The sequence below is a fragment of the Muribaculum sp. An289 genome, from assembly GCF_002159555.1.
Taxonomy (GTDB): Bacteria; Bacteroidota; Bacteroidia; order Bacteroidales; family UBA932; genus Merdivivens; species Merdivivens faecigallinarum.
This window is the reverse complement of the sequence record NZ_NFIV01000018.1, coordinates 1-22,234: the sequence shown is the minus strand read 5'-3', so window position 1 is coordinate 22,234 and position 22,234 is coordinate 1. Positions and strand designations below refer to the sequence as shown.

Genomic DNA, 22,234 nt, shown 5'->3' with positions numbered 1-22,234 from the left:
AAATCCTGTACATCTTCTTTGGCATCCACACGGCGAATGCAGTACAGCTCGTCCGGCGGGAAGTCAACGAAATTGCCCAGGCTGCCTGATGTTCGAGGTGAGTGAGAAATGGCCCTTTCACTGGAGTATTGGCTCCAGTTGGGTCCAAAAATGAAAAAAGGGGCTCCGAAACGGAGCCGAAAATATAAAAAGATGAGTTCGATCGGAAAAATTACCGGGACAGTCTGCCGATTGACTCATAATGACGGAATTTAACGACAGTTCCTACCTTACCAATACGAATATACCTGTCAATGACGTATATGCCGCCTACCATAACCTATGGCATGTTGAAAGGGCCTTCCGCATATCAAAATCAAAGATTGAGATAAGACCAATGTTTCACTTTACAAGGCGAAGGATAGAAGCTCATGTCTGTATCTGCTTCGTGGCCTTGAAAGTTTACAAGGAATTGGAACGTCTGCTGAAACTATCCGACATAAATATGAGTGTGGACAAGGTGCTCGCTCTTGCCAGGACCATCGTGACAATACAGATGACATTGCCTCAAAGCAAGCAGACTATCAATAGGACTATGCTTATGAAACGGCATCAACGTATCGCTCCATTGTTTGCTGATGAATTTTGGGGTACGCGTTGACGAAGTCAGGTGAGCAAATCACAAAATAATTTGATGGCGATGCGAAATCGACTTTGAGGATACCGATGTCGTTATGGCTCTATTTGACGGCTTCGATTTCAACATCCGCATCGGCTTCTTCAGCGTCCGACAGTTCTACGCCATGTTTTGTTAAGAATTCATCTGTCCGTTTGTCTATCTCGGAAAGATAATTCTTTGATTTTGGAGACACCTTCTGCAACATCTCTTCCTTGAACTTAGTCAATTCCTGCTGGAATTCCCAATCTTGCATCTTATCGGACGCATATGAAATAATCTTGTCAATTATTCTTGCACCGACAGAAAGTGTAGACTCACTATAATGGGCAACAGAATGGACCAAAGATGTCAATTCGGTTTCACTAAGTGGCCTGGAGATATCCACCATTTCAATAAAATCATACGGAGTTGTTATCCAGCCATGATTTCTACATTGTTTTGAAACTCCAATCAATGAATTATCGTACGTAATCATCATCCAATTTTCACCTTGAGAACTCTTCTCGTCTATGAATTTCAGTGCTGTAACATCATTCATAAGAAGTTTATGAGATTTCTCAATTGAATTTGTCTCCAAATATACGGAATATGTATCCTCAATTTCTTTGAGCTCCGCCGCGTCATACCTTGGAAAATCCATATATGTCATCCCCCCAGTGCGAGTAAAATGAGATTGGAGATCTGTCATAAGAGAACGTATCCATGCCTTATATTCTTTTTCAATCTTTATGCTCGGACTGAATGTGGCCAAAAAATCCATATACGTTCCAGGAAGTTCAACACCTTGAAGTTTTAATGAATAATAGTATGAAACGAATGCATTATTTGAGAAAACCATTTCATTTGGATCAAGAACGATATCATTATACTTTCTGGCCATATGAAGGTGCCCCGCACATTCTTTTATATACTGCTGGGGGATATATTGAGGAATCCCCAGCTCATCTGCCAAATGGGCTGACTTAATCGCATTATCATAGGTTCTATTCACTTTGCCTTTAAACATATACGAGCATAAAAGAGGTATCGCAATAGTTGGTTCTATAATCATATCGAAATCGCACCATCTGCTAACCCCCAGTGCACGGCAAGAAGTAATAGGATTTTTCCCTTCCAATGCAACATATACACATGCTCTTGATATCTTCTTTATCAAAGGCTGCACGGATGCTATAGATAAGAACTTTTCAATTATGTCATCCACTTTATCTGAAGGAACCTTTTTGTTTTTTGTAAGATAATTCTTCAGCTCTTTTATTCCACCATTGTCAAAAGCCTTTCCAAAATCTTTTGCCAGGGGAGCATCTACCTTTTCTAATGTAGATATCTGTTTTGACAAACAGATATTGGCAATCCAACAAGCTACTTTTCTGGCATCCTCAATTGTCCATCCAATTTGAATATCTTGAAGAATATCAGATTGAGCCGAAGATAATAATTCAAGTTCTCGTTCATAAAGGGTTTGCCGGTTGGAGATTTCTTCCGCGACATCTTTTGACAAGAAATACAATGAATTCTCTCCTTTGTAAATCTTTGATTTTGAAAGAAGTGAATCGATACGTCCGGCTAATTTATCTTCTTTTGTAGATGAGATCCTTAATATGTCGATGGTATTGGAAACAATGTCATCTTTATTAAGCCCTTCGGGATGTTCAGACATCGCAAGCATGATAGAGTCATCATATATTTGCTCTTTCAAATTCTTGGCATCGCTTGAGAGAAGTGTATAACTGTGCAATACTCTTTGCCGATAATCAACACTTGATTTGCCGGTCGATCGTAAGTCAGGGAAACCAGTTTCATCAAGGAACTCCTTTACAAGATCATTTTCAATGAGCAAACCAGATATGACTGAAGGATAATACACATATGCTCTAACATCAAGATTACTTTCAATTTCATTTTCAAGTTTTCGCGCTTCCTCCTCTGAGAGCTTATATGTGCATATAAAGTAATACCTGTTCGTCCCAAGTTTGTCTATGCTTTTTTTAGCATCCTTGTATGCCTTATTCTTAATATCAGTTTTTTGAGTCGTTATTTGATATGCGACTTTCGTCCTCTTCCCCTCGCCGTCAAGCGCAATGAAATCAGAGCCGCCATCATATGCCCCATCAACATTAATTGCATCAAGGTCAAATACTTTATTCAAAACTATTCTGCATGTAATTTCAAAGTCTCTTTTCCCTAATGAGGCTATGTGATTGCTTAATGTTTCTTTATCCATAGAAATGTAAGAGAAAGGTTATTTGTTGGCAATATAAATATTATAGGCGTCAAGTAAATACTGAAAGATATTTTCTCCTGCTTTTGAGCCATTATTTATCATGGATGCTTCATGAAGATTCTTCTGAAAACCTGAGAAGTCCTCGTGGAGCATGGTGCCGAAGGCGTTGAAGACATCTTCCTGACGGGGCTTGCCACCATTGCCATCAGAGAAGAAGCCACATTCGTGAAGGGCTATGATTACGCGGAAGAGATCTATCTTCTGGCCACGTTTGCCGGCAAAGTATATCGGTTTTGATTTGCTGGTACCAGACTTTGTCTGTTGTTTATCCTCAGCCCCTGAGGCAATGGTTGTCTGCGAGCAGACTTGTGTATTTGTCTGCTGGGCGTTGACGGTGATGGAGTTATCGTTGAAAGTAGCTCCAGGTTCGTTATATAATGTGCCAATATTTGCCATATATTATTCTATTTGAGCATTTGAATCAAGAACACCTGATACACTATTATCCGTGAATGTACTTCCTGGATGATTGTGGAATGTCCCAATATTAATCGTCGCTCCTGTTAGATTGATACCATCAAGTGAGTTTTGAAATCCATTTACGCAGCACCCTGTGTTCAATGAAGAGTGTTTAGCAATTATGCTCCTTGATTGAGGGTCATACACATAATTATCAATTCTTCCAGCAATTATCAGCTTAACTGCTTCACTAATGGCATCAATGTTAACGCAGAACCATTCTCGTGGAGAAATAATGGCTCCGCGTTCATCAGGGATATTGATATTCAACCGAACCTTATCAAAAAAAGTATGCAGTCTGTCTTCCAACTCTCGAGCACCCATATTATAACACCGATATGTTTCAATTACATCAACCCCGGCATATAAATAAGTAGGCTCGTTTTGCGCATTTTTGATTCGTTCTGTCACCGTGGTACTGGTACTTCCAATTTTATACACATCCGGAATTCGCCTTAACTTCGCGTTATGAGTTTTTAAAACATACACATAGCCGAATTCATGATCTGTTTCTTCTACCCCCTCATGAAGTTCTTGCTGGTCCTCAAGATAATCTGTGATAGTGTATCCCTCCTTTTGTAAAGCCTTATCCAATGATCGATACAACATATCAGAAGAGGTGCCATTATCAAAGATACATTCAGTCCGCCCATCATAGCGCACACGCTCACCGCTACTGAAAGAATAATTAGACATTGTTCCTTCCACAGACTTTAAGAACAGTATAATACCACCAAGAACATAGAACCTATTTGGCGCAAGCTCTTGAGGGTTATATACCGCTAGTTTTCTCTTCCCATCTTCCAAATCCTGTCTAAGGGACTCGAACATTGGCCGATATTTATCAAAATCTTGACAAAACCTACGTCGTGATATGTACTCAGGGGAAATTCTATCCGACTTACGGACATTATTTAATGTAAAAATGGAATCATCATATTCTCCCGACAATAGATTAAACGGGTCATTGCCGAGTAGGTCTTCGAATGGGATGTCAGAGATATTATCCCCTTTAAGGAGTCCATACATATCGAAGTCCTTTAACTCCTTCACCATTGATGCATTATTCCTAATGGCTTTCAGTCGACAGAATAATTGGAATTCCTTGATGTCTACTGTGGAATTTTGAGGTTCACGATTCCTTTCCTCGAAGAAATTGACAATCTCTTCGAAGTTGTTAAGCAAGACTGACCCACTTACCTTAGTCCTTTCCCTTGGCTTTGATTTTAACAGGCCTAATGGGTCATTCTCGGTCAAGAAATCTATGAAACTACTTTCAGCCATTTTTCTCTAATAGTCTTCTCTTTGCATACAACAACACCTCTGCTAACCTTCGCTCGTATGGATCGGCGCTGTCCAGATCCGGTTCTCTCTGCATCTTCTGAACAAACTCGTTTACTTTTGGCCATAATACCCGCGCTTCATCTTCGGTCACGTCCACCCTCAAAGCCTTTATGTATGTTTGGATTGATTTAAACACTTTTGCATCCAAAGATTTTGACATTATCTCATATGCATCCATAAATGGGTTGACGGAATATATAAGGTCAAGGTTCAGGTCGGTAACATTAATCAATCTGTTTGCAAACTCAAGAAATTTTTGACCGTTTATGTCTTTGACATCACGATGAGACAGTACTGTGTCAATAACTACGTATGTACTTAGCTCTTGGGCTTCATCCTCTTTCAAATCAGGGAATACAGTTCTAATGACCTTTGGAATGAGGCCATTGTTGATTGTTTCAGCTGGAACATTCTGCCCAATCGCTTTTTGGACATCAGGGTCTTGTAGAATCCTCGCTTTCAAGTCCACGATGTCATTATCTATTATATCCTTAACTCTATCTGACTTAATCCCTCGAAAACCATCAATATAGACTGTATGACCTCTTCCATCATCCTCCTGCCCTTCATTATTCCCATCTTCCGGGTTATCCGTTGAGCTCTCTTTTGGTTTGAAATTGAACTTAGGTGCGATAACCTCTTCCATCAGCAAAGATGCTGTTATAGCTTTAAGTATATTGTTTACACTTTCAACTATTTCTTCTCTATTGGCATTTGGTTCCGCCACAAGATTTGTAAATTGAGCATGATCTTTATTACTGCTATCCCTCGTGCAACGACCTATAATCTGCACAATCTCTGTTAAGGAACCTCTGTATCCAATAGTTAATGTAGTTTCGCAGAATGGCCAATCAAAACCTTCTTTCGCCATACCGAGCGCAATGATAATATCAATATCTTCAGATCTTTTAACATTCCTCAGGTATGTCATCACGCGTTCTCGTTGATCGAAATCCGTATCATCAACAAGGTCTGCAACTTTGATGTCTCTGCCATCTTCGCTCTTAATATGATATATTCCTGCATCATCCAGATACTGATATGTTCCGATGCTTCCCAGTATCTGATCCACTTCCATTAATTTTTCTTTTGTTGATTCGGCAGAGTTTACGTTTGGTATGTATATAATTGTTTTCTTGCTCAAATCAAGGATGGTTCTATCTCGAAGAGCGTTCAAATACACGCCATTGTAAAAATGGAATCCAATCCCTAACGATTTTAGATATTGGTATCCATTTAATTGCTCGTAGTAATTATATGTAACCTTCGTGAATTTCCTTTCATCTGATGGGCTGAGGACCGCTACACAATCACCTCTGAAATATGACCCGGTCATCGCCAGAATATGAGCATTGGTTTCTGACATTATTGAGCGTAGCAATTCTCCTAACTTGCTGTCAGTCTCAGCAGACACATGATGAAACTCATCAACGGCCAACAAACAATTATTGAATTTTTGGCTGCCAATTTTTTCAAATGCGAACCGAAGCGTAGAATGCGTGCACAACAACACGGTCGCACTATCATCATCCATGAAAGATGCGAATGTCGATGTCTTCATAGGTTCACCGCCAGGGGTGCATAAATCGTAACGTCTCGATATGGACCAATCTGAATGAAACCCACTGTCAGTTAAATTGGTACTAGCAAAAGATTTTCCGATAGATCGCTCTGGTACGGCAACTATCACTTTCTTAACTAATCCTTGACGAAGCTTTTCCAGTGCCACAAACATAAGGGCTCTTGACTTACCTGATGCCGGTGGGGCTTTAAGCAAAAGATATTGAGACTCAAACTTCTCATATATTCTTCGCTGCATTTCCCTCATGCCGAGATTATCAGTAGAAATGCTACTGCCGTTGTGGGCATATGTGGTCTCAAAAAAGTTATTCATTCTCCAACAAGTTATTATACATATTTTTCAGCCAGATCAAACGTTCTGCATCATTTTCAAATGGTTGGCTTCTATACAAAGAATCAACTGTCGCGTCAATCCACGAGTGAACACGAGCAAGTTCAGGTGGCATATTAGTGTACATTTCTCCAAGAGATTTATCGCAATACTTTTCGCGTACCTCAAGTAAGGTTTTAGCAAGATTCCTTAATATCGATTGTTGATGCTTATCTATTTCGGGCGCAGGGAATGTGTTATAACACAAGTCGCATGAATAACGAGGCCTTGTCTCGTGACCTCCCGCAGCATTCTTTGCCCATACGGTATGCATCCTAGATTCCAACAATGCAAGGAGCCAGATATCGCAATCGTATACGACACACGCCAGGTTGTTAACTATGGTCTTATCATCGACAATTCCCATTTGGAAATATAGTCTTCTTTCCGATGTCACACATGGTATTATCAGTGACACGTTCCCTTGGCTAGTTTCGTTAGTGTCTCTGAACTTATGAGGGTTTTCCTTGCACCTCTTCGTCGCAGTCGTATTTGCACGAGCTATCCGAACATCTTCGATACGTGCAGAAATACCATCTATTTGTTTTGCTTCCGATAAAACCTTATCTGTTATCCATAGACACCATCTCGGTGTGGAAGATACAAATTCATCGCTTCCGTACAACGGCCGCACATACCTCTTAGCTTCAGGGTACTTGGATAAAAAGTCATTCAGCTCATCTGTTTTAAATATCAAAGCGTCCGCACAGTATGACATATTTCCTTTCTTCATCTCAGGAAGGTTCGGGGATAATGTTCTAGTCCTGCTTTTAATCCTGATATTTATATCTGGCAGGAGGTTCGGGCCGATTTCTTTGCAAGGCACAATCGCATTGGAATCATATATTGTCTTGCGAGAAATGTAGCCTTTATTTGCAATTCCGATTATTATAACAGTGACGCCGACATTATCGCTTTTCGTCGTTTTCCATTTAAAGGACCTATATCCAAATGAATATTCACAACCGGCCTCGTTAACTTTATCAAGTATAAATGATGCCTGTGAACCTTGAGAAACGGAATTTGTCAAGACAAATGCGGCTTGACAGCCTGAACCTTTGATGAACTTTGCTGCCTTGACGAGCCATGATGAACAGAAATCCGCCGAATGTAAAGTGCTTGAGTCGAATATTCTTTGCATTTCTTCTTTCTGAGGAACAGTCAGTTTGTTCGCTCCCTTGAATTGAGGACTACCAACAATTCGAAGCAATTTTGTCGGGACAACATATTTATTCCAATCCTCAGACAATTCATTACCAATGTGAATTTTGATAGATGGAAGGATTGAATTAATTGCGGCAAAAGAGGCGGAGCCAACTCTGCTAAGTTCCAATGTGTGGGCAAACGTTATTGCAAGAATCGATAGTTCTTTAGATAGATTGTTATTGGTTAGTGCAATAAAATTATCAACATGTAATGGGGTGGTACAGTTGCGTCCAAATCGTGTTTCAATCTCTCGCAGTCTGTTCAAAAGCCCGTTATATGACGCTACGAGAAAACATCCAGGGCCATTAGTCGGATCGAAAATTTTAATCTCATAGATTTTGTCAATTATAGAATCTAGTTCACTCTCATTAGCTGAAGCAATCTCCGCATCAATCTCATTGAACAATAACGGCCTTAATACTTTTTCAACATTAACGAATGAAGTCTGGTGGCCATATAGCCCAGCTTCTTCGGAATCAATCATACGATATAACAGAGAAGTAAGAATCTCTGTATCAATAGTTGTCGTATCGAATTTGATGATTGGGAAAATATAACTATATGCCTCCTTTGAGAGCGTCAATGACTCATATCCCTGATTGATAAACGGACATTTTGCATCCTTGAAGAATTTAAAGACATTGGCTAACTTTTTCTTTTCGGATGGAACATATCCATTGACGTACTGTGTTATTTCGCTCAGGTTCAAAATGCTCTTGAAATGAGCAATATATAGCAGGCTGAAAATAAAGACTCGTGAATCCTCTTTACTGTTATTATCAAGGATTAAGGTTCGATATAAAGATTCAACCAATGCATCAAGTTCGAGGGTGCAATATTGATCCTTGTGGCGCGTTTGCGCATAGAGGAGAGGGGCTAAGAGGTCGAGATGTTCGGTGATTTTGTCATATTGACAACAAACTTCGCCCTGAGTCGTGTTAGAAATAACAAGCCTGTCCGGTTGAAAGATGATGACGAGAGGAATAGCTCCTGATACACTATTAATTGTTGGTTGATAATTTTCATCGTCATTACAGAATAAAACAGCGCGACGATAAACATATAACGGTCCGGATTCTCCTTTCTCAATTTTTGAAATGATTTTGATGATTGTTGTTTCGGCCACACCATATGCAGAAAGCAGTGTTGAAACAGCTTTCCCATAACTCGCAAATTGAAAGTTTTGCAATGCACGAGATATGTCCTCAAAATCAATCATTCTCTCTCATATAGTTTATTATGTGGCTACCAATATACTCTGCCATCTTTACGGGAACCGCATTCCCTATGGCTTGCTCTATATCTGTTTTTGCACCAACAAATTTAAAATCGTCCGGAAACGTTTGAATAATACTCCTCTCTTTTGTCGAGAGAGACCGGACCAAATTCAAATTGTCTGTTTTGTCCGCCGGATGGATTTTATAGCCCAATGGTAAAGGTCTATTTACGCCTCTAATCGTCGAACTTGGCTCATCAAGAGAAAAAATGCCCCGCCTAGCATAACTCCTTGGATGCATATAATAGTACTCAGTGTCAAACACATTGCCCTTGAGATAATTTCTAAGGGTCATCCGCTCAATTGATAGATCTGAAATTAACGAATCCAACAGGAAATCGTCATTAGATCCCAGCCGTCCAATTACAAAGTATCTTTTTCTCATTTGCGGAACTCCCATATAACTTGCGTCCCACACGTGTTTAGTAATACCATATCCGGCTTGTTTGAATACTGCCAAAGCCTGTCCGAAAACTGGAGATTTTTCTATGTTGTAAACATTCTCCATTACAAACCAACGTGGGCGAACTGTCTTAATAATGCGGCTGAATATTAATGTTAAGTTCGCTCTTTTCCCTTCAAAGTCACGTTTCCCAGCTATGGAAAAATCTTGGCATGGAGGGCCACCAATTATTATATCCGGGTTCAGTTTTTTAACTGTTTCCGTAATATCATCTCTCCCCAGATCAACTTTGAAAACTGGATGGCTGAAATTTTCATGGTAGATATCAATGGCTGGCTGCCAGTTGTCAAATGCCGCAACAATATCAAACCCCGCATTCTGAAATCCGAGGCTCATTCCACCACAGCCGGCAAATAAATCTATGAGTTTTTTAGCCATTGATATACTCCATTAAGCACTTTGCAATATATTCTGCCAATTTAACAGGCACGGCATTGCCAATTGCCTGATTAAGATTTGTTTTGGAAGCACTTCCCCATTTGAAATCCTTGGGGAATGTTTGTATCCAACTTCTCTCTTGATATGTTAAAGTCCTTATATCTGGAGAAAGTGGAACAGGGTCATTGGGGTGTCCGTGATACCCAGTTGGTACGGGACGGTCAACCCCTCTTACTGTCATAGCCGGCTCATCAATGCTGAATATTCCACGACGAGTGTATGACCGTGGAACCCTGAAGTAATATTGAAAACCGAGGCTGTCACCGAAGTAATCCCTTAACGTCATACTTTGTTTTGATTGACCCGCTATAAGTTTGTAGTCTAAAAAGCCATCTTCCTCATTGAGGCCACCCAATACTATATAACGCCTTCTCTTCTGAGGAACGCCACATTTGCTAGCATCGATAACCATTCTGCTAATGCCATAGCCTGCTTCCCGAAACATTTTCAAAACGATATCAAGCTTTTCGCTCTTTTGAATGTTCGGTACATTTTCCATCAAAAAAAACTTTGGACGGATACGCGTAACAATGTCTGCATAGCTGATTGTCAACTGTGCTCGGCCTAGTTTCTCATCTCTGTGTCCGGCGCTTGAATAATCTTGACACGGAGGTCCACCAATGATAATATCGGGGTGGAACTTTTCAATATCACTTATGTCCTCAACGTCATTTAAATCCCGCTTGAATATCGGATGATTGAAATTGTTATGGTATATAGAGATTGCTTCGTCCCAATTGTCAAATGCGGCTACAATATTGAATCCGGCGTTCTGGAATCCAAGAGAAAGGCCTCCACAGCCAGCAAACAAATCAACAACGTTTATTTTTTTATCTTTTTCGGACTTAGCTCCCATATCTTGCTTTGAAACTAGTGTGTAATAAAGCAAGACTTCATAATGTCCTCGAAATAAATATATCCGCCGAATTTGTGATAATCTCGCCTTTAACTAGCAAAGATAAAACATTTCTACGGATATTAAGGGTTGTTTATGCTTATTTATGCTTATTTATGCTTATTTATGCTTATTTATCGTATCTTACTGATACTTACCGGCACCAATTCAAGTTCATCTATCAACGCCTGGACTTCTGCACGGTGTTCAGGGGCGAAGTAGCGGAGGATGGAATTGCTTGGCTTCTCTGGCTCTTTTCTGGCTGGTCTCTTGTTCTGCCTCAACAGCAGGTCGGCAATGTCAATGTGTGCTTCCCGGTCCTCGGGTGTGGCGTTCTTTTCGAGATAGCCGGATATGCGGATGTTGAGGCTGCCTGAGGTGGAGAGTTTCTTTTTCCATTCTTCGTAGCCGTCAACGTCAGGAAAGGCAATTACGTCTCGTCCTTTCAGGATTCTGAGTTTGTCTCCGAGCTGGGTTTTTCCGCCGGTTGCCAACCAGATGTAGGAGGGCATCAGGGCGGCACAGATGATGGCGGTTTTCTCTGATTCTACGAGGGCTACTTTTTTGTCCGGGTATTTTGTGAGGAGGTGTTCTCCGAAGAGACATTGGGTTAGTTGCCAACTTTCTGGAAGCTGGGTTCTTGTTTTCAGGATGGAGTGGACCCAAGTGATTCGGGACGGCGTGTCAGGGTCTTTGAGTCGATGGCCGGTGTTGGGGTCATATTTCATTATTTTGCCAGTCCGGCATTGGTTCTTGGTGTCAATCTGATAGTAGATGATGCTGCGGTCTTTCGTGACTCCCAATTTGTATTCGTGAATGAGGCTTTCAAAGATGAGGGGGTCTATGACGGTGCTGAGGTATTGTGTGAGGGTGCTGTGTATGGTCGGGCGTATGGTTTGCTTGACTATGCTCATTGGGATGGTGCAGAGTGGTCGTTGTGGCTTTGGCTGCTTATGAGGGTTTTGGAATGGGTGGTTTAGCCAGCTGGACTCTCTGGGTATTGTGTCTGGGTGATCCCGGAAGTAGTCGGATGGACTGTAGTGATATCCGCAGGAGGATTCGTGGTCGCAGCGTCCTACATTGTCGTTGAGGGTGTTGCCGTTTTCGTCAATATAGCGTGTGAAGCACCTTTTTCTGCCGCAGGATGGGCAGGTGTGCCTTGTTTGCACACCTGCATACGGCTGGAGTTTATAGGAGTGTAGGTTCATTTTCTTGTTGGGTTTGTCCACTGTCCATTTGTCCATCTGGTATAGGGGTTTGCTGGACGGTGGACACTTGTTCTTTGTTGCGTTTTATGATGTTGCCTACGGTGGATTTGCTCAGGCCTGTTTCTTCTGCTATTTTGCGACAGCTTAGGCCTTGTTTGCTGAGTTCGAGGACTCGTATTTCGGTTTCGTTGATTTGCTGGGCCTCGCGGTGGCGAAGGTGTTCTTCTTCCGTTGCGTATTCTCGAAAGTTGAATTTGAGGAATCCTTGTTCTTTGTCTATTTCATATACCAAGACGTTTGATGCATCGTATTTGAAAGCTCCTGCTCTGACTTTGACTTGTTTGATATATCGGAGACGGTTATCTTTTGCGCTCATTCCTATAGCGAATACGGAGTCGAAGAAGTTGTAGAGTTTTTTGCTTCCGGCGAGGTGGTTCTGGGTTATTGGGCTTGAAAGGTCGCGCTTTGGGGTGTGGGCTATGATGAGGAGTGAGAGGCCGCATTTCTTTTTGAGTGCCATGAGTTTCATCATAAATATTCCAGCATCTACGCTTTTGTCTGAGGCGTTGCAGAGGTATGTGAGGTTGTCTATTATGATGGTTTGGCATTGTAGTCTTTGTGCAGCGGCTTCTATGTCGTTGATGATATGTTCTTCGTAGCCTTCTGCGCCTATTGCGTATGGATTGATTTCAGCTCTGTAGAGCCCTTCGGGGAAGATGTGGCGTTCTCCTGTTTCGGGATTGCAGTAGCGGAGCTGGAATTGTTTGTCGGAGAGCTCGCAGTCTACGTAGAGGACGTTTCTGGTGCGGGCTATTTCGTCTGCCATTTGGACTGCGAAGATTGATTTTCCGAGGTTGGAGTCTGCGAAGAGGCAGCATACTTCTCCTTCGTACCAGAGTTCAAGGTAGAGTTGGGTTGGGTCTGGGCGTGTGGAAGCATCGGTGACGGTCTGGTTGGCTGTCTTGACGGTGAGTATGCCGATTTCGACGGCCTTCTCCGGAGAGAAGGCGTTGTCGATTTCGGTTGTGAGTTGTTGTATTATTGTTTCGTTCATTTTTGCAGGGCGTTTTGTTGGTCCCATTCGATGATCCGGTCGATTTGTTCGTCGGTGAGGTCATCGAGGCTGATTTTCTTGCGTCTTATGAGTTCGGCTTGGATGAATGGGCATTGGCGTAGCGTTCTGCCCATCGGGTCGTTGAGGTTTGCTGCTATTTGAAGCAGAATCTCGGAGATGTGGATGGGCTCGCTCATCTTGTTTTGTGCTTGATGTGGTTGTATGCATGAACTTCTAACTCTTCGCGAGTTTTGATTTTTCCTCCGGAGAGCCACTGGTCGATTTCGCTTTTGAGGAAGCGGAGCTTTTTGCCGTCTTTGTGGACGGGGATGCGGTTTTGGCATACCCAGTCGTAGATTGTTGATCTGGCCGGTCGGTCCGGGTGATATGCCCGGAGTTGCTCGATGTTCATCCATTGGTCGGTGTTGTCTTCCGGCTTGTTGTGGATGAGGCCTGTTATCAGGGTTTTGAGGCCTGATATTTCTTGTTTGAGTTCGAGGACTGTCTGCGGCAGTTGCTCGAATGGGATTTTTTCAGTAGAAGGCATTGTTTTGTTTTTTTTTGTTGTACAATGGCTTCTTTTTCGTGCGCACTGAAAAAGTTTGCCGTGACTCGGTTGTCGAATCACGGCACAAATATCTATGGATTTTTCGGGCTTGTTCCTGGACTCCAATTGGAGTCTATGTTGTTTTTCTATTTTTCTTTGCTGAGTTGTTCTTCCAGCAAGCGGATGCGCTTGGTCAGTTCTTCTACGGATGGGAGTTGGTCTTGAATCTCTTTGACTTTTACGTTGTCGTAAGAGGCAACGCCCATTGGGGTTGTGATGCCGTTGAATGCATACTGGACTTCTGTCTCGTCTTTGTTGCTGCAGATCAGCAGACCTATGGTCGGATTCTGAGCTGGGGTCTTGATGAGGTCATCAACGGCATTGACATAGAAGTTGAGTTTCCCAGCAAACTCCGGCTGGAATGGTACTGCTTTGAGTTCTATGACTATGTAGCAGTTGAGAGGGATGTGGAAAAAGAGCATATCCAGTTTGCGGGTCTTGCCTGCAATGATGAGCTGCTTTTGTCTGCCCATATATGCGAATCCGGTTCCGAGTTCGAGCAGGAAGCGCGTGAGTTGCTTTTCGAGTTCGGTTTCCAATTGTTCTTCTTCATATCCTTTTGGAAGAGAAATGAATCCGAAATCGTATGTGTCTTTGGTTATAGCCTGAGCTAAATCGCTCTGAGGCGAAGGCAGCTTCTCACTAAAGTTTGTAATTGCTCCACCGGAAGAATGATAATAATCAGCCTTAATGCAGTTTGCCAATGTGTTGCGGCTCCAGCCTTCGGTGGCACATTTTACAATGTAGAATAATGCTTCCTCTATGGTCTTACTTTTTGTTACAATCTCAACGTGGTGTTTCCACGGAACATATGCAAAGTAATCCGGGAATGGTACTCCATTATTATTCGCAGATGGGGCATCGGTAATTTCTTGCCCAAGCTGGGCGAGTTTCTTGGATGTTGTAAATTCTCGCCCAACTTGGGCGAGTTTTTCTTCCGAATCTGCATAAAATAGATACCATTGCTTCATTCGCCACAGATTTGATGTGCTGAATCCCTTAGACTCTGGGAATGCTGCCTGAAGATCCATACTAACTTGTTCAACAACACCGGAGCCCCATTTTTCTTCAGCTTTGCGGATTACAAGGTCTCTTCCCAATTGCCAGTTGAATAGGAGTTGTTCAGCATTGACTTTTACGGCAGCTTTGATCTGTGCTCTGCGGTATCTGGATTTCAGTTCTTCAATCCAGCCTATGTAGTCTTTGTCGATGTTCACATCGTGAATCTTTACGACGGTTGGAGTATTATTGTCCATATACTGATTCTTATAGTTTCGGAATGAGGTTGACGGCTTTGCGCTTGCTTTCGTCAACGATTTTGGCGTATATCTGGGTGGTGCGGATGTTGGAGTGTCCAAGCAGTTTCGACACGGTGTACAGGTCAGCTCCGTAGGTCAGTGTGAGGGTTGCGAAGGTATGGCGTGCGACGTGGAACAGAATATAGGAAGCAAGTAGATGAAGGGATGAGAAAGGAAAACGTAATTGGTTGAATATGAGCAAAAGTTCTGTTTTTTGCTGAGATAATGGAAAGCAAAAATGGACAGGTTATTGCAGGTGTTCAGTTACCAGAATGTTAGCTGCCCAGTTACCTGAACCGAATAGGTAACAGGCTGAACAATGAAGAAACTGTCACAGAGGCTATTATTCACTGTATGTCAGCATTTTGCATATTAAAGAGCGCTTATAAAATAGGTAATTTTGCCATTAAAAAATAAGCGTATGAAAGTAGAAAAATTCAAGGTGTTGCTCTACCTGAAAAAGAGCGGTCTTGACAAATTCGGAAAGGCTCCGATAATGGGGCGAATAACGGTAAACAATACGATGGCGCAATTCAGTTGTAAGCTGTCATGTACTCCGGAGTTATGGAATCCAAGAGAAAGCCGACTGAATGGAAAGAGTAAAGAAGCCGTTGATATTAATGCGAAAATTGACCAGCTTTTGCTTTCGGTCAATTCTGCATTTGATTCACTTGTTGAACGTAAGATTGATTTTGACGCGACTGCTGTAAAAGAGCTTTTACAGGGAAGTGTAGAAACTCAGATGACTCTGTTGAAACGGCTTGATATGCATATAGAGGATATGCGCTCAAGAATCGGTATTGATGTAGCTAAAAGCTCCATGTCAACATACATTTACACCCGCAGGTATCTTGGCGAATTTATTCAAAAACGATTCAAGACAAGTGATGTTGCTTTTGGACAGTTGAATGAACACATCCCATGGGAGTTTCAGGATTATATACTGAAGGACAAAGGACTTGCGGTAGATACGGCAAGACATTATCTGGCAATCCTGAAGAAAATCTGCCGGATGGCATTCAAGGAAGGACATGCAGAGAAGCGTTATTTTGTGAATTTCAAACTACCCCAAGAGAACCGGAAACCACCACGGGCTTTGAGTCGTGGGGATTTTGAGAAGATCCGTGATGTCGTAATACCACCGGAAAGAATCACTCATAATATAGCCAGGGATTTGTTTCTCTTTGCCTGTTATACAGGAGTTCCGTATGCGGATGCAGTTTCAATCACTAGAGATAATATATACAAGGACGATAAAGGCGACTTATGGTTAAAGTATCTGAGAAAGAAGAATGAATATCTGGCCCGCGTCAAATTGCTGCCGGAGGCTATCTCTCTTATAGAAAAATATCGTTCGGATGACAGGAAAGAGCTTTTCCCGATGATACACCATCCCAATATGAGACGCCACATGAAAGGTTTACGGGATCTGGCTGGCATAAGTTGTGATTTGGTCTATCATATGGGAAGACATACCTTCGGAAGTCTGATAACCCTTGAGGCTGGTGTTCCTATTGAAACAATCAGCAAAATGCTTGGTCATACCAATCTGACAACTACCCAGCTTTATGCAAGGGTAACTCCTAAAAAACTTTTCGAGGATATGGACAAATTCATCGAAGCAACGAGTGATATGAAACTGGTATTATAAAATCAAAAAAAAAGAATCATGAGAAGTACATATAAGCAACTGTATTATATAAACCGTGGTAAAGTCAAATCTGACGGGACCACATCAATCATGTGTCGTATTACAATAGACGGAAAGGCTGTTGCATTATCGACCGGGTTATATTGCCAGCCGGAAGAGTGGAACAGCAAGAAAGGAGAAGTCAAAAACAACAGACTGAACGGAATGCTTTGTGAATATAAGAAATGCGTAGATGAAACTTATGCTGAACTGTTGAAAGTAAACGGTGTTATCAGTGCTGAACTGCTGAAAACAGCCATGACAGGAACTGCCGACATCCCGAAGTATATATTACAAGCAGGGGAAGTGGAACGAGAAAATCTGAAAATCCGTTCTATTCAAATAGATTCAACTTCCAGTTACAGGCAATCAAAAATGTATCATTACTATCTTGGCGAATACATCCGTTCTTTGGGCAAGGAGGACATGCTTTTTACAGATATAACCGAAGAGTTTGGTATCAATTATATTTTATATCTGAAAACAAATTACCCTCATAAGCCATCATACCGGAACCATTGTCTTTGTTGGCTGAAACGTTTGGTCTATTTAGCCGTAGATAACGGAATCTTGAGGTATAATCCTTTGGATGATATAAAATATGAAAAGAAGGCACCTGCAAAGCTTATGTATATAAGCAAGAAACAACTTCAGGAGATAATGAGCAGTCCTAAGCCTGATCCATTACAAGAATTGGCAAGAAGAACCTTTATATTTTCATGTTTTTGCGGTTTGGCTTATGTTGATGTACGTAATCTCTATCCGCATCATATAGGTACAACTGCAGAAGGACGGAAATATATCAAAACATACCGCAAGAAAACAAGCGTTGAGTCATTTATACCATTGCACCCAGTAGCGGAGCAGATAATTTCCTTGTATAATACGACAGATGATAGTCAGCCCATTTTCCCGTTACCCATACGGAGTATGATTTGGTTTGAGATACATGAATTGGGATTTTCGCTTCAGTTCAAGCATAACTTGTCATACCATCAAAGCCGTCATACTTTCGGTACCTTGATGGTTTCTGCCGGAGTTCCCATGGAAAGCATCTCAAAGATGATGGGCCATACAAATATCAGAACTACACAAGGATACGCAAAAGTTACAGATGATAAGATTTCGGAGGATATGGATAAGCTGGTAAAGAAAAGGAGTCTAAAAATATAGTTGAGATAGATCAAGATTTATTTTTGTTATCTTCTGATTGTAAAATAAATACATTATTTTTGTCAATGGAGTAGACTATAATTTATTAAAAGAAATAAGTATAAATATATGCTGAAAATTAATACTCGATATCTTTCCATACTAAAACATCGCTTTGATGAGCAAATATCAGAATCTGATATATTAGCCTGGTTGTATAATTTTGAAGAAGAAGATTGGGGATCAGCACTTATTTTACTCAATAATATTTGTTATTATTCTGAGAAGAGGTGCTGTGCTATTTTAGAATATGGGCTCAGCACTATTTTAAAAGAATGTTCCGACTTACCAATATTTTTTCTTCCTATTGGAGGTATTGGAAAAAGTGGGGGTGTGATGGCTTATTATATAAAAAAAATAATGGGCAAACCTAAAGTGCAATATTCATTTGTAGCAGATATTAATTTTAAATATAACAATATACCTTGTGCTGTTGTTTTATTAGATGATTTTATAGGTTCAGGAAATAGTGCCATAACCCTTTATCAAAGAATATCTGTAAATATTCCTCAAAACAGTAGATGTTTCTGTCTTTGTGTAGCCTATATGGAAAAAGCAGAAAATAAGTTAGCAGAAAATGGGATTACGATTTTAGGAGAAAAACATTTACCAGCCTTTACAAGCAGACATTCTGTTTTTGGGTATCCACCCAAGATGAAGAGAATTAGAAATTTTGCCTTAAAATATGGAGAGTTATTATATAAAAAGAAACAATATTCACCAGGAATGAAATTATATATTGGTCCATTAGGTTATGCAAATAGTCAATCCTTAGTCTGTTTTGAACATACTACACCTAATAATACATTGCCAATTTTATGGGAAAGTAAGAAAAGGGCTGATAATCAAGAGAACTGGGTACCATTATTTCCTAGAAAACTATTTGATAGAATAAAAAATGATAGTTTTGAGCGAATGAAATACCAATGGGCAAGTATTTCCCAAAAGTTAAATTATGGTACAATTCATAGACTGTTTAATGATTACAAAAAAAACACATTGCATCTCTTAGGCTTATTACATTGTTTATATTATAATCGTTCGCTTGCTTACACGTGTGTTTTATTAGAAATCACGGCTGAAGAATTAAACCAGCTTAAACAGAATGCTATAGAAAAAGGATTACTAACCGAAATAGGTTTGCTTTCAGAAGAAGGTAAAACCATATACGAAAGAATTAAAAAAGAAGAATTTAAAGTAGATTTTTTAGTATACTATCAAATTAATGTTCAAAATGATGTATATTTGCCGCAAGAGTTTCTTGGATTATCCAGAAATTAGTTTATTAGCTAAGTCTGAGGTCCACAAGTTACCAAAGATATTACAGCCCCTTGGCTGTGAGTGCAAAATTAAGAATCATTTTACTAATAATTATGACAGACAAGTCTGTCATAATTATCAGCCTATCGGCTGAAAGTTCCTGTAAGAGTAATAAATTAATATTATGGATTTTTCAAGAGACTCTTTGTTAAAAGAATTGGAAAACACAAATGTCGAGTATAAAAAAGTCATTATTGAATATACTGATAATTTGTTAAAAAAAGATTTGCCTGTTATTTATTCTTTAAATCATTTTGCAGGTATCTTAGGCTTAGATTTAAGTGAATTGAAGACAATCATTCACAATATAGATGGTTACTATGCTTATTATTTGATTAAAAAGAAACACGGAGGTAAAAGAAGAATTGTTACTCCATATAGAAATCTTAAAATGATTCAAACCTGGATACTTCATGAGATTCTAAATAAAATTCCTGTTCATTCACAATGTAAAGGTTTTGTAAAAGGTAGTAATACGCTTCAAAATGCTAAGCCACATATTAGCAAACAATATATTCGCAATTTTGATTTGAAAGATTTTTTTGAGAGTATTACTATTGATAGAGTTTATGGCGTCTTTCTATCTTTAGGATATTCCCCAGCAGTGAGTTTTGATCTTGCCTCGTTGTGTACATTAAAAATTTCTGACTATAAATTTGAGAATCTATCAAGATATAAGAAGAATTATTTTAGATATCTTCATGTTAAGCCGCAAGCTGTTTTAGCACAAGGCGCACCAACAAGTCCTGCATTGGCAAATTTGATTTGTCGTCATTTAGATGAACGATTTTGGAAATTTTCATTATCTCGCGGTATTCAATATACAAGATATGCTGATGATTTGACATTTTCTAGTAACCAATTAGAGTTATTGCCGAATACATCTTTTGTTAATAAGATTGTAAATGAAGAAGGCCTACAATTGAATTATCAGAAAATCGGTACATATGGAAAATCTAGTAGACAAATGGTAACTGGAATTCTCATTAATGGTGAGAGTCCCAAATTACCTCAAAAATTTAAAAGGCAAATTTATAGGCATCTTCATTTTTGTAAAAAGTTTGGTACATACTCTCATTTCAATCACATTATGCCGAATTATGCTCATGCTAGACAATGGTTATACGGTAAAATAATGTATGTTAATTCTATTGAACCAGATGAAGCTAAAAAAATGCTTTCTATTGCAAATTCGTTAGATTGGGGACTACTGTAACTTTTAAATCAGTCGCCCATTTCCTCGCCGTCCATAGAAGTTAGTACAGACTCTATTGAAAGCGAAAAGGTCTCGCGGCTGTGCCGTTTCGGGCAGAATCTTCCTCTTTCAGAGCGTATTCAGCCCGAAAACCTTTTCCCTTTCACGTCTGTACAATGGACGCCGACGGCAGCGGAAACAAGCGACTGACGGAAAAGTCAGAAGACAAAACAGCATATAGATTAGTTCAAATAGGGCCTAATTCTATATGCTATTATTTTATCATTCGATACTGTTCCAAAAAGTGTGTCTGAGATAGAGGGATAAAAAAAAGTCTACAGATTTTTTAGATTTGTAAAAGCAAAAAGAAACAAAAACTAAAAAAGGAGTAGACTTTATGGAGTTCACAAAGGAACAACTTTCCGAGCTAATATGCAAGCATACGGAGAAAGAAAACGGCTTACAGGACCTGATGGAGATAATGCTTGAGAGCCTGATGGTGTCAGAACGGCGGGAGTATCTGCAGGAAGAAGGCCTTGCCGGCAACAAGTGCAACGGGTACCGCCCCGGTCGTAGCTACGGTCATGGTCGGACATTGACATTCCGTATACCGCGTGACAGGTACGGCAACTTCCATCCCCGGATATTGGCCATACTGCGCGACCAGGAAGATGAGTGCGAGCGCCTTGCGGGCACACTCTACACCAAGGGCCTGACACAGGAGCAGGTCGGGGAAGTGTTTGCCGACATCTACGGGGAACATTACAGCAAGGCGAGCATATCGCGTATGCTGGATTATCTGCGCAAGGATGTGACGGAATGGCTGGAGCGGTCATTGGAGAGCTATTATCCGGTGGTGTTCATCGACTGCGTGCACATCAAGATCCACAGGAAGCGGAGCGTTGACACTGAGGCGTTCTATGTCGTTCTGGCGGTGAGGGAGGACAAGACCAGGGAGGTTCTCGGCATCTTCAACAAGCCTACTGAGAGCGCCTTGGGTTGGGGCGAGATGCTGAAGGACCTGTACGGGCGCGGTGTCGGCAGGATAGGCCTCATATGTGCAGATGGACTCAGGGGATTGGAGGACGTCATCAGCGAGGTGTTTCCCGGCACGAAGCTCCAGAGGTGCACCACCCACCTGAAGCGCAATATCATCAGTGATGTGCGCAACGGCGACAAGGGGGATGTCGCAGAGGATCTGCGGCAGGTGTTCCGTACCGGGGACAGGAACTATACTGTGGAGCAGGCATGGAGCCAGTGGCAGAGGTTCTGCTCCCAATGGGGCAGGTACTACAGGAGCATCCGCAAGCGCGGCGAGGACGCCTCCTACAAGGCGAATTTCACATACCTGAACTACGACCACCGCATCCAGTCGATGATATACACCACGAACTGGATAGAGCGGCTGCAGAAGGACTTCCGGAGGGTCACCAGGATGCGCGGCGCGATGCCCAACGAGGAGTCCGTCATCCTGCTCATGGGAAAGACGGCCATGGACAAGAAGTCATACCTGAGGCAGGTGCCCAGAATCGATCTTGACAAGGACCTGTTCCCGGACGAATAAAAAAATCCTCATTGGCAGGCATGCCTGCCAATGAGGTAACAGATAAATTGATATATTTGCAGAACTAAGAGGTCTGAAGGCTTACTCCGGACACACTGTTTGAAACACTACC

At 41.1% G+C, this 22,234-nt stretch carries 17 protein-coding genes and 2 pseudogenes; 6 read left to right on the top strand and 13 right to left on the bottom strand.

The features are described 5' to 3' along the window. Window positions 1-265 precede the first annotated feature (265 nt). Window positions 266-640 (top strand): annotated as a pseudogene (locus B5F83_RS10055) (transposase); the annotation flags it as partial. 79 nt (window positions 641-719) lie between these two features. Here B5F83_RS10055 and B5F83_RS10050 read toward each other — a convergent pair. From B5F83_RS10050 to B5F83_RS09980, 13 genes and pseudogenes are all read right to left on the bottom strand, one after another. Next, window positions 720-2,882, bottom strand: a complete 2,163-nt coding sequence (locus B5F83_RS10050; protein ID WP_087280507.1) for a hypothetical protein — start codon at window positions 2,880-2,882, stop codon at window positions 720-722. Between the two features lie 18 nt (window positions 2,883-2,900). Then, window positions 2,901-3,338 carry a hypothetical protein gene (locus B5F83_RS10045; protein WP_087280503.1) on the bottom strand — a complete coding sequence of 146 codons (438 nt, stop codon included), beginning with the start codon at window positions 3,336-3,338 and terminating at the stop codon, window positions 2,901-2,903. Between the two features lie 3 nt (window positions 3,339-3,341). Next, window positions 3,342-4,685 (bottom strand): GIY-YIG nuclease family protein, encoded by a 1,344-nt coding sequence (locus B5F83_RS10040; protein ID WP_087280499.1) that lies wholly within the window; start codon window positions 4,683-4,685, stop codon window positions 3,342-3,344. Further along, window positions 4,678-6,639, bottom strand: a complete 1,962-nt coding sequence (locus B5F83_RS10035; protein ID WP_087280497.1) for a DEAD/DEAH box helicase — start codon at window positions 6,637-6,639, stop codon at window positions 4,678-4,680. Before B5F83_RS10035 ends, B5F83_RS10040 begins: the two co-directional genes overlap by 8 nt. Then, window positions 6,632-9,121 (bottom strand): type IIL restriction-modification enzyme MmeI, encoded by a 2,490-nt coding sequence (locus B5F83_RS10030; RefSeq protein ID WP_087280493.1) that lies wholly within the window; start codon window positions 9,119-9,121, stop codon window positions 6,632-6,634. Before B5F83_RS10030 ends, B5F83_RS10035 begins: the two co-directional genes overlap by 8 nt. After that, window positions 9,114-10,019, bottom strand: a complete 906-nt coding sequence (locus B5F83_RS10025) for a DNA cytosine methyltransferase (RefSeq protein ID WP_087280490.1) — start codon at window positions 10,017-10,019, stop codon at window positions 9,114-9,116. The genes B5F83_RS10030 and B5F83_RS10025 overlap by 8 nt, the downstream gene beginning before the upstream one ends. Further along, window positions 10,012-10,935, bottom strand: a complete 924-nt coding sequence (locus B5F83_RS10020; protein WP_087280487.1) for a DNA cytosine methyltransferase — start codon at window positions 10,933-10,935, stop codon at window positions 10,012-10,014. The genes B5F83_RS10025 and B5F83_RS10020 overlap by 8 nt, the downstream gene beginning before the upstream one ends. A 173-nt stretch (window positions 10,936-11,108) precedes the next feature. Next, window positions 11,109-12,218, bottom strand: coding sequence for a DUF6371 domain-containing protein (locus B5F83_RS10595; protein ID WP_143822535.1), 1,110 nt, complete (start codon window positions 12,216-12,218; stop codon window positions 11,109-11,111). Continuing rightward, window positions 12,163-13,236: an AAA family ATPase gene (locus tag B5F83_RS10000; protein WP_158094214.1), complete on the bottom strand. Its 1,074-nt coding sequence runs from the start codon at window positions 13,234-13,236 to the stop codon at window positions 12,163-12,165. The genes B5F83_RS10595 and B5F83_RS10000 overlap by 56 nt, the downstream gene beginning before the upstream one ends. Further along, complete coding sequence (locus tag B5F83_RS09995; protein WP_087280476.1) at window positions 13,233-13,433, bottom strand: hypothetical protein; 201 nt, start codon at window positions 13,431-13,433, stop codon at window positions 13,233-13,235. Before B5F83_RS09995 ends, B5F83_RS10000 begins: the two co-directional genes overlap by 4 nt. Continuing rightward, on the bottom strand, window positions 13,430-13,783 hold the full coding sequence (locus B5F83_RS09990) for a helix-turn-helix domain-containing protein (protein ID WP_087280473.1): 354 nt from the start codon (window positions 13,781-13,783) through the stop codon (window positions 13,430-13,432). The genes B5F83_RS09995 and B5F83_RS09990 overlap by 4 nt, the downstream gene beginning before the upstream one ends. Window positions 13,784-13,929: 146 nt before the next feature. Then, window positions 13,930-15,099 carry a PDDEXK nuclease domain-containing protein gene (locus tag B5F83_RS09985; RefSeq protein WP_087280469.1) on the bottom strand — a complete coding sequence of 390 codons (1,170 nt, stop codon included), beginning with the start codon at window positions 15,097-15,099 and terminating at the stop codon, window positions 13,930-13,932. Between the two features lie 10 nt (window positions 15,100-15,109). Further along, window positions 15,110-15,286: pseudogene (locus tag B5F83_RS09980) on the bottom strand (tyrosine-type recombinase/integrase); the annotation flags it as partial. A gap of 276 nt (window positions 15,287-15,562) precedes the next feature. On the opposite strand from B5F83_RS09980, the gene B5F83_RS09975 reads away from it, so the two are divergent. The 5 genes from B5F83_RS09975 (at window position 15,563) to B5F83_RS09955 (ending at window position 22,122) form a co-directional block, all read left to right on the top strand. After that, window positions 15,563-16,792 carry a site-specific integrase gene (locus B5F83_RS09975; RefSeq protein ID WP_087280463.1) on the top strand — a complete coding sequence of 410 codons (1,230 nt, stop codon included), beginning with the start codon at window positions 15,563-15,565 and terminating at the stop codon, window positions 16,790-16,792. Between the two features lie 18 nt (window positions 16,793-16,810). Then, a complete protein-coding gene (locus tag B5F83_RS09970) occupies window positions 16,811-18,004 on the top strand; it encodes a site-specific integrase (RefSeq protein WP_087280460.1) in 1,194 nt (397 codons plus the stop codon). 108 nt (window positions 18,005-18,112) lie between these two features. Continuing rightward, the gene (locus B5F83_RS09965; RefSeq protein ID WP_087280458.1) at window positions 18,113-19,324 is read left to right on the top strand and encodes a hypothetical protein; all 1,212 of its coding nucleotides are present in this window, start codon (window positions 18,113-18,115) and stop codon (window positions 19,322-19,324) included. 163 nt (window positions 19,325-19,487) lie between these two features. Continuing rightward, entirely contained in the window at window positions 19,488-20,579 is a 1,092-nt protein-coding gene (locus B5F83_RS09960) for a reverse transcriptase domain-containing protein (protein ID WP_087280453.1), read from the top strand. A gap of 376 nt (window positions 20,580-20,955) precedes the next feature. Beyond that, the gene (locus B5F83_RS09955) at window positions 20,956-22,122 is read left to right on the top strand and encodes an IS256 family transposase (protein WP_087280450.1); all 1,167 of its coding nucleotides are present in this window, start codon (window positions 20,956-20,958) and stop codon (window positions 22,120-22,122) included. Window positions 22,123-22,234 lie beyond the last annotated feature (112 nt).

Coding starts and splice junctions, on each gene's coding strand:
- B5F83_RS09990 (WP_087280473.1), bottom strand. CDS start 13,783: ATGCCTTCTACTGAAAAAATCCCATTCGAGCAACTGCCGCAGACAGTC.
- B5F83_RS09965 (WP_087280458.1), top strand. CDS start 18,113: ATGCTGAAAATTAATACTCGATATCTTTCCATACTAAAACATCGCTTT.
- B5F83_RS09955 (WP_087280450.1), top strand. CDS start 20,956: ATGGAGTTCACAAAGGAACAACTTTCCGAGCTAATATGCAAGCATACG.
- B5F83_RS10000 (WP_158094214.1), bottom strand. CDS start 13,236: ATGAACGAAACAATAATACAACAACTCACAACCGAAATCGACAACGCC.
- B5F83_RS10035 (WP_087280497.1), bottom strand. CDS start 6,639: ATGAATAACTTTTTTGAGACCACATATGCCCACAACGGCAGTAGCATT.
- B5F83_RS09970 (WP_087280460.1), top strand. CDS start 16,811: ATGAGAAGTACATATAAGCAACTGTATTATATAAACCGTGGTAAAGTC.
- B5F83_RS10050 (WP_087280507.1), bottom strand. CDS start 2,882: ATGGATAAAGAAACATTAAGCAATCACATAGCCTCATTAGGGAAAAGA.
- B5F83_RS10595 (WP_143822535.1), bottom strand. CDS start 12,218: ATGGACAAATGGACAGTGGACAAACCCAACAAGAAAATGAACCTACAC.
- B5F83_RS10020 (WP_087280487.1), bottom strand. CDS start 10,935: ATGGGAGCTAAGTCCGAAAAAGATAAAAAAATAAACGTTGTTGATTTG.
- B5F83_RS10045 (WP_087280503.1), bottom strand. CDS start 3,338: ATGGCAAATATTGGCACATTATATAACGAACCTGGAGCTACTTTCAAC.
- B5F83_RS09975 (WP_087280463.1), top strand. CDS start 15,563: ATGAAAGTAGAAAAATTCAAGGTGTTGCTCTACCTGAAAAAGAGCGGT.
- B5F83_RS09985 (WP_087280469.1), bottom strand. CDS start 15,099: ATGGACAATAATACTCCAACCGTCGTAAAGATTCACGATGTGAACATC.
- B5F83_RS09960 (WP_087280453.1), top strand. CDS start 19,488: ATGGATTTTTCAAGAGACTCTTTGTTAAAAGAATTGGAAAACACAAAT.
- B5F83_RS09995 (WP_087280476.1), bottom strand. CDS start 13,433: ATGAGCGAGCCCATCCACATCTCCGAGATTCTGCTTCAAATAGCAGCA.
- B5F83_RS10040 (WP_087280499.1), bottom strand. CDS start 4,685: ATGGCTGAAAGTAGTTTCATAGATTTCTTGACCGAGAATGACCCATTA.
- B5F83_RS10030 (WP_087280493.1), bottom strand. CDS start 9,121: ATGATTGATTTTGAGGACATATCTCGTGCATTGCAAAACTTTCAATTT.
- B5F83_RS10025 (WP_087280490.1), bottom strand. CDS start 10,019: ATGGCTAAAAAACTCATAGATTTATTTGCCGGCTGTGGTGGAATGAGC.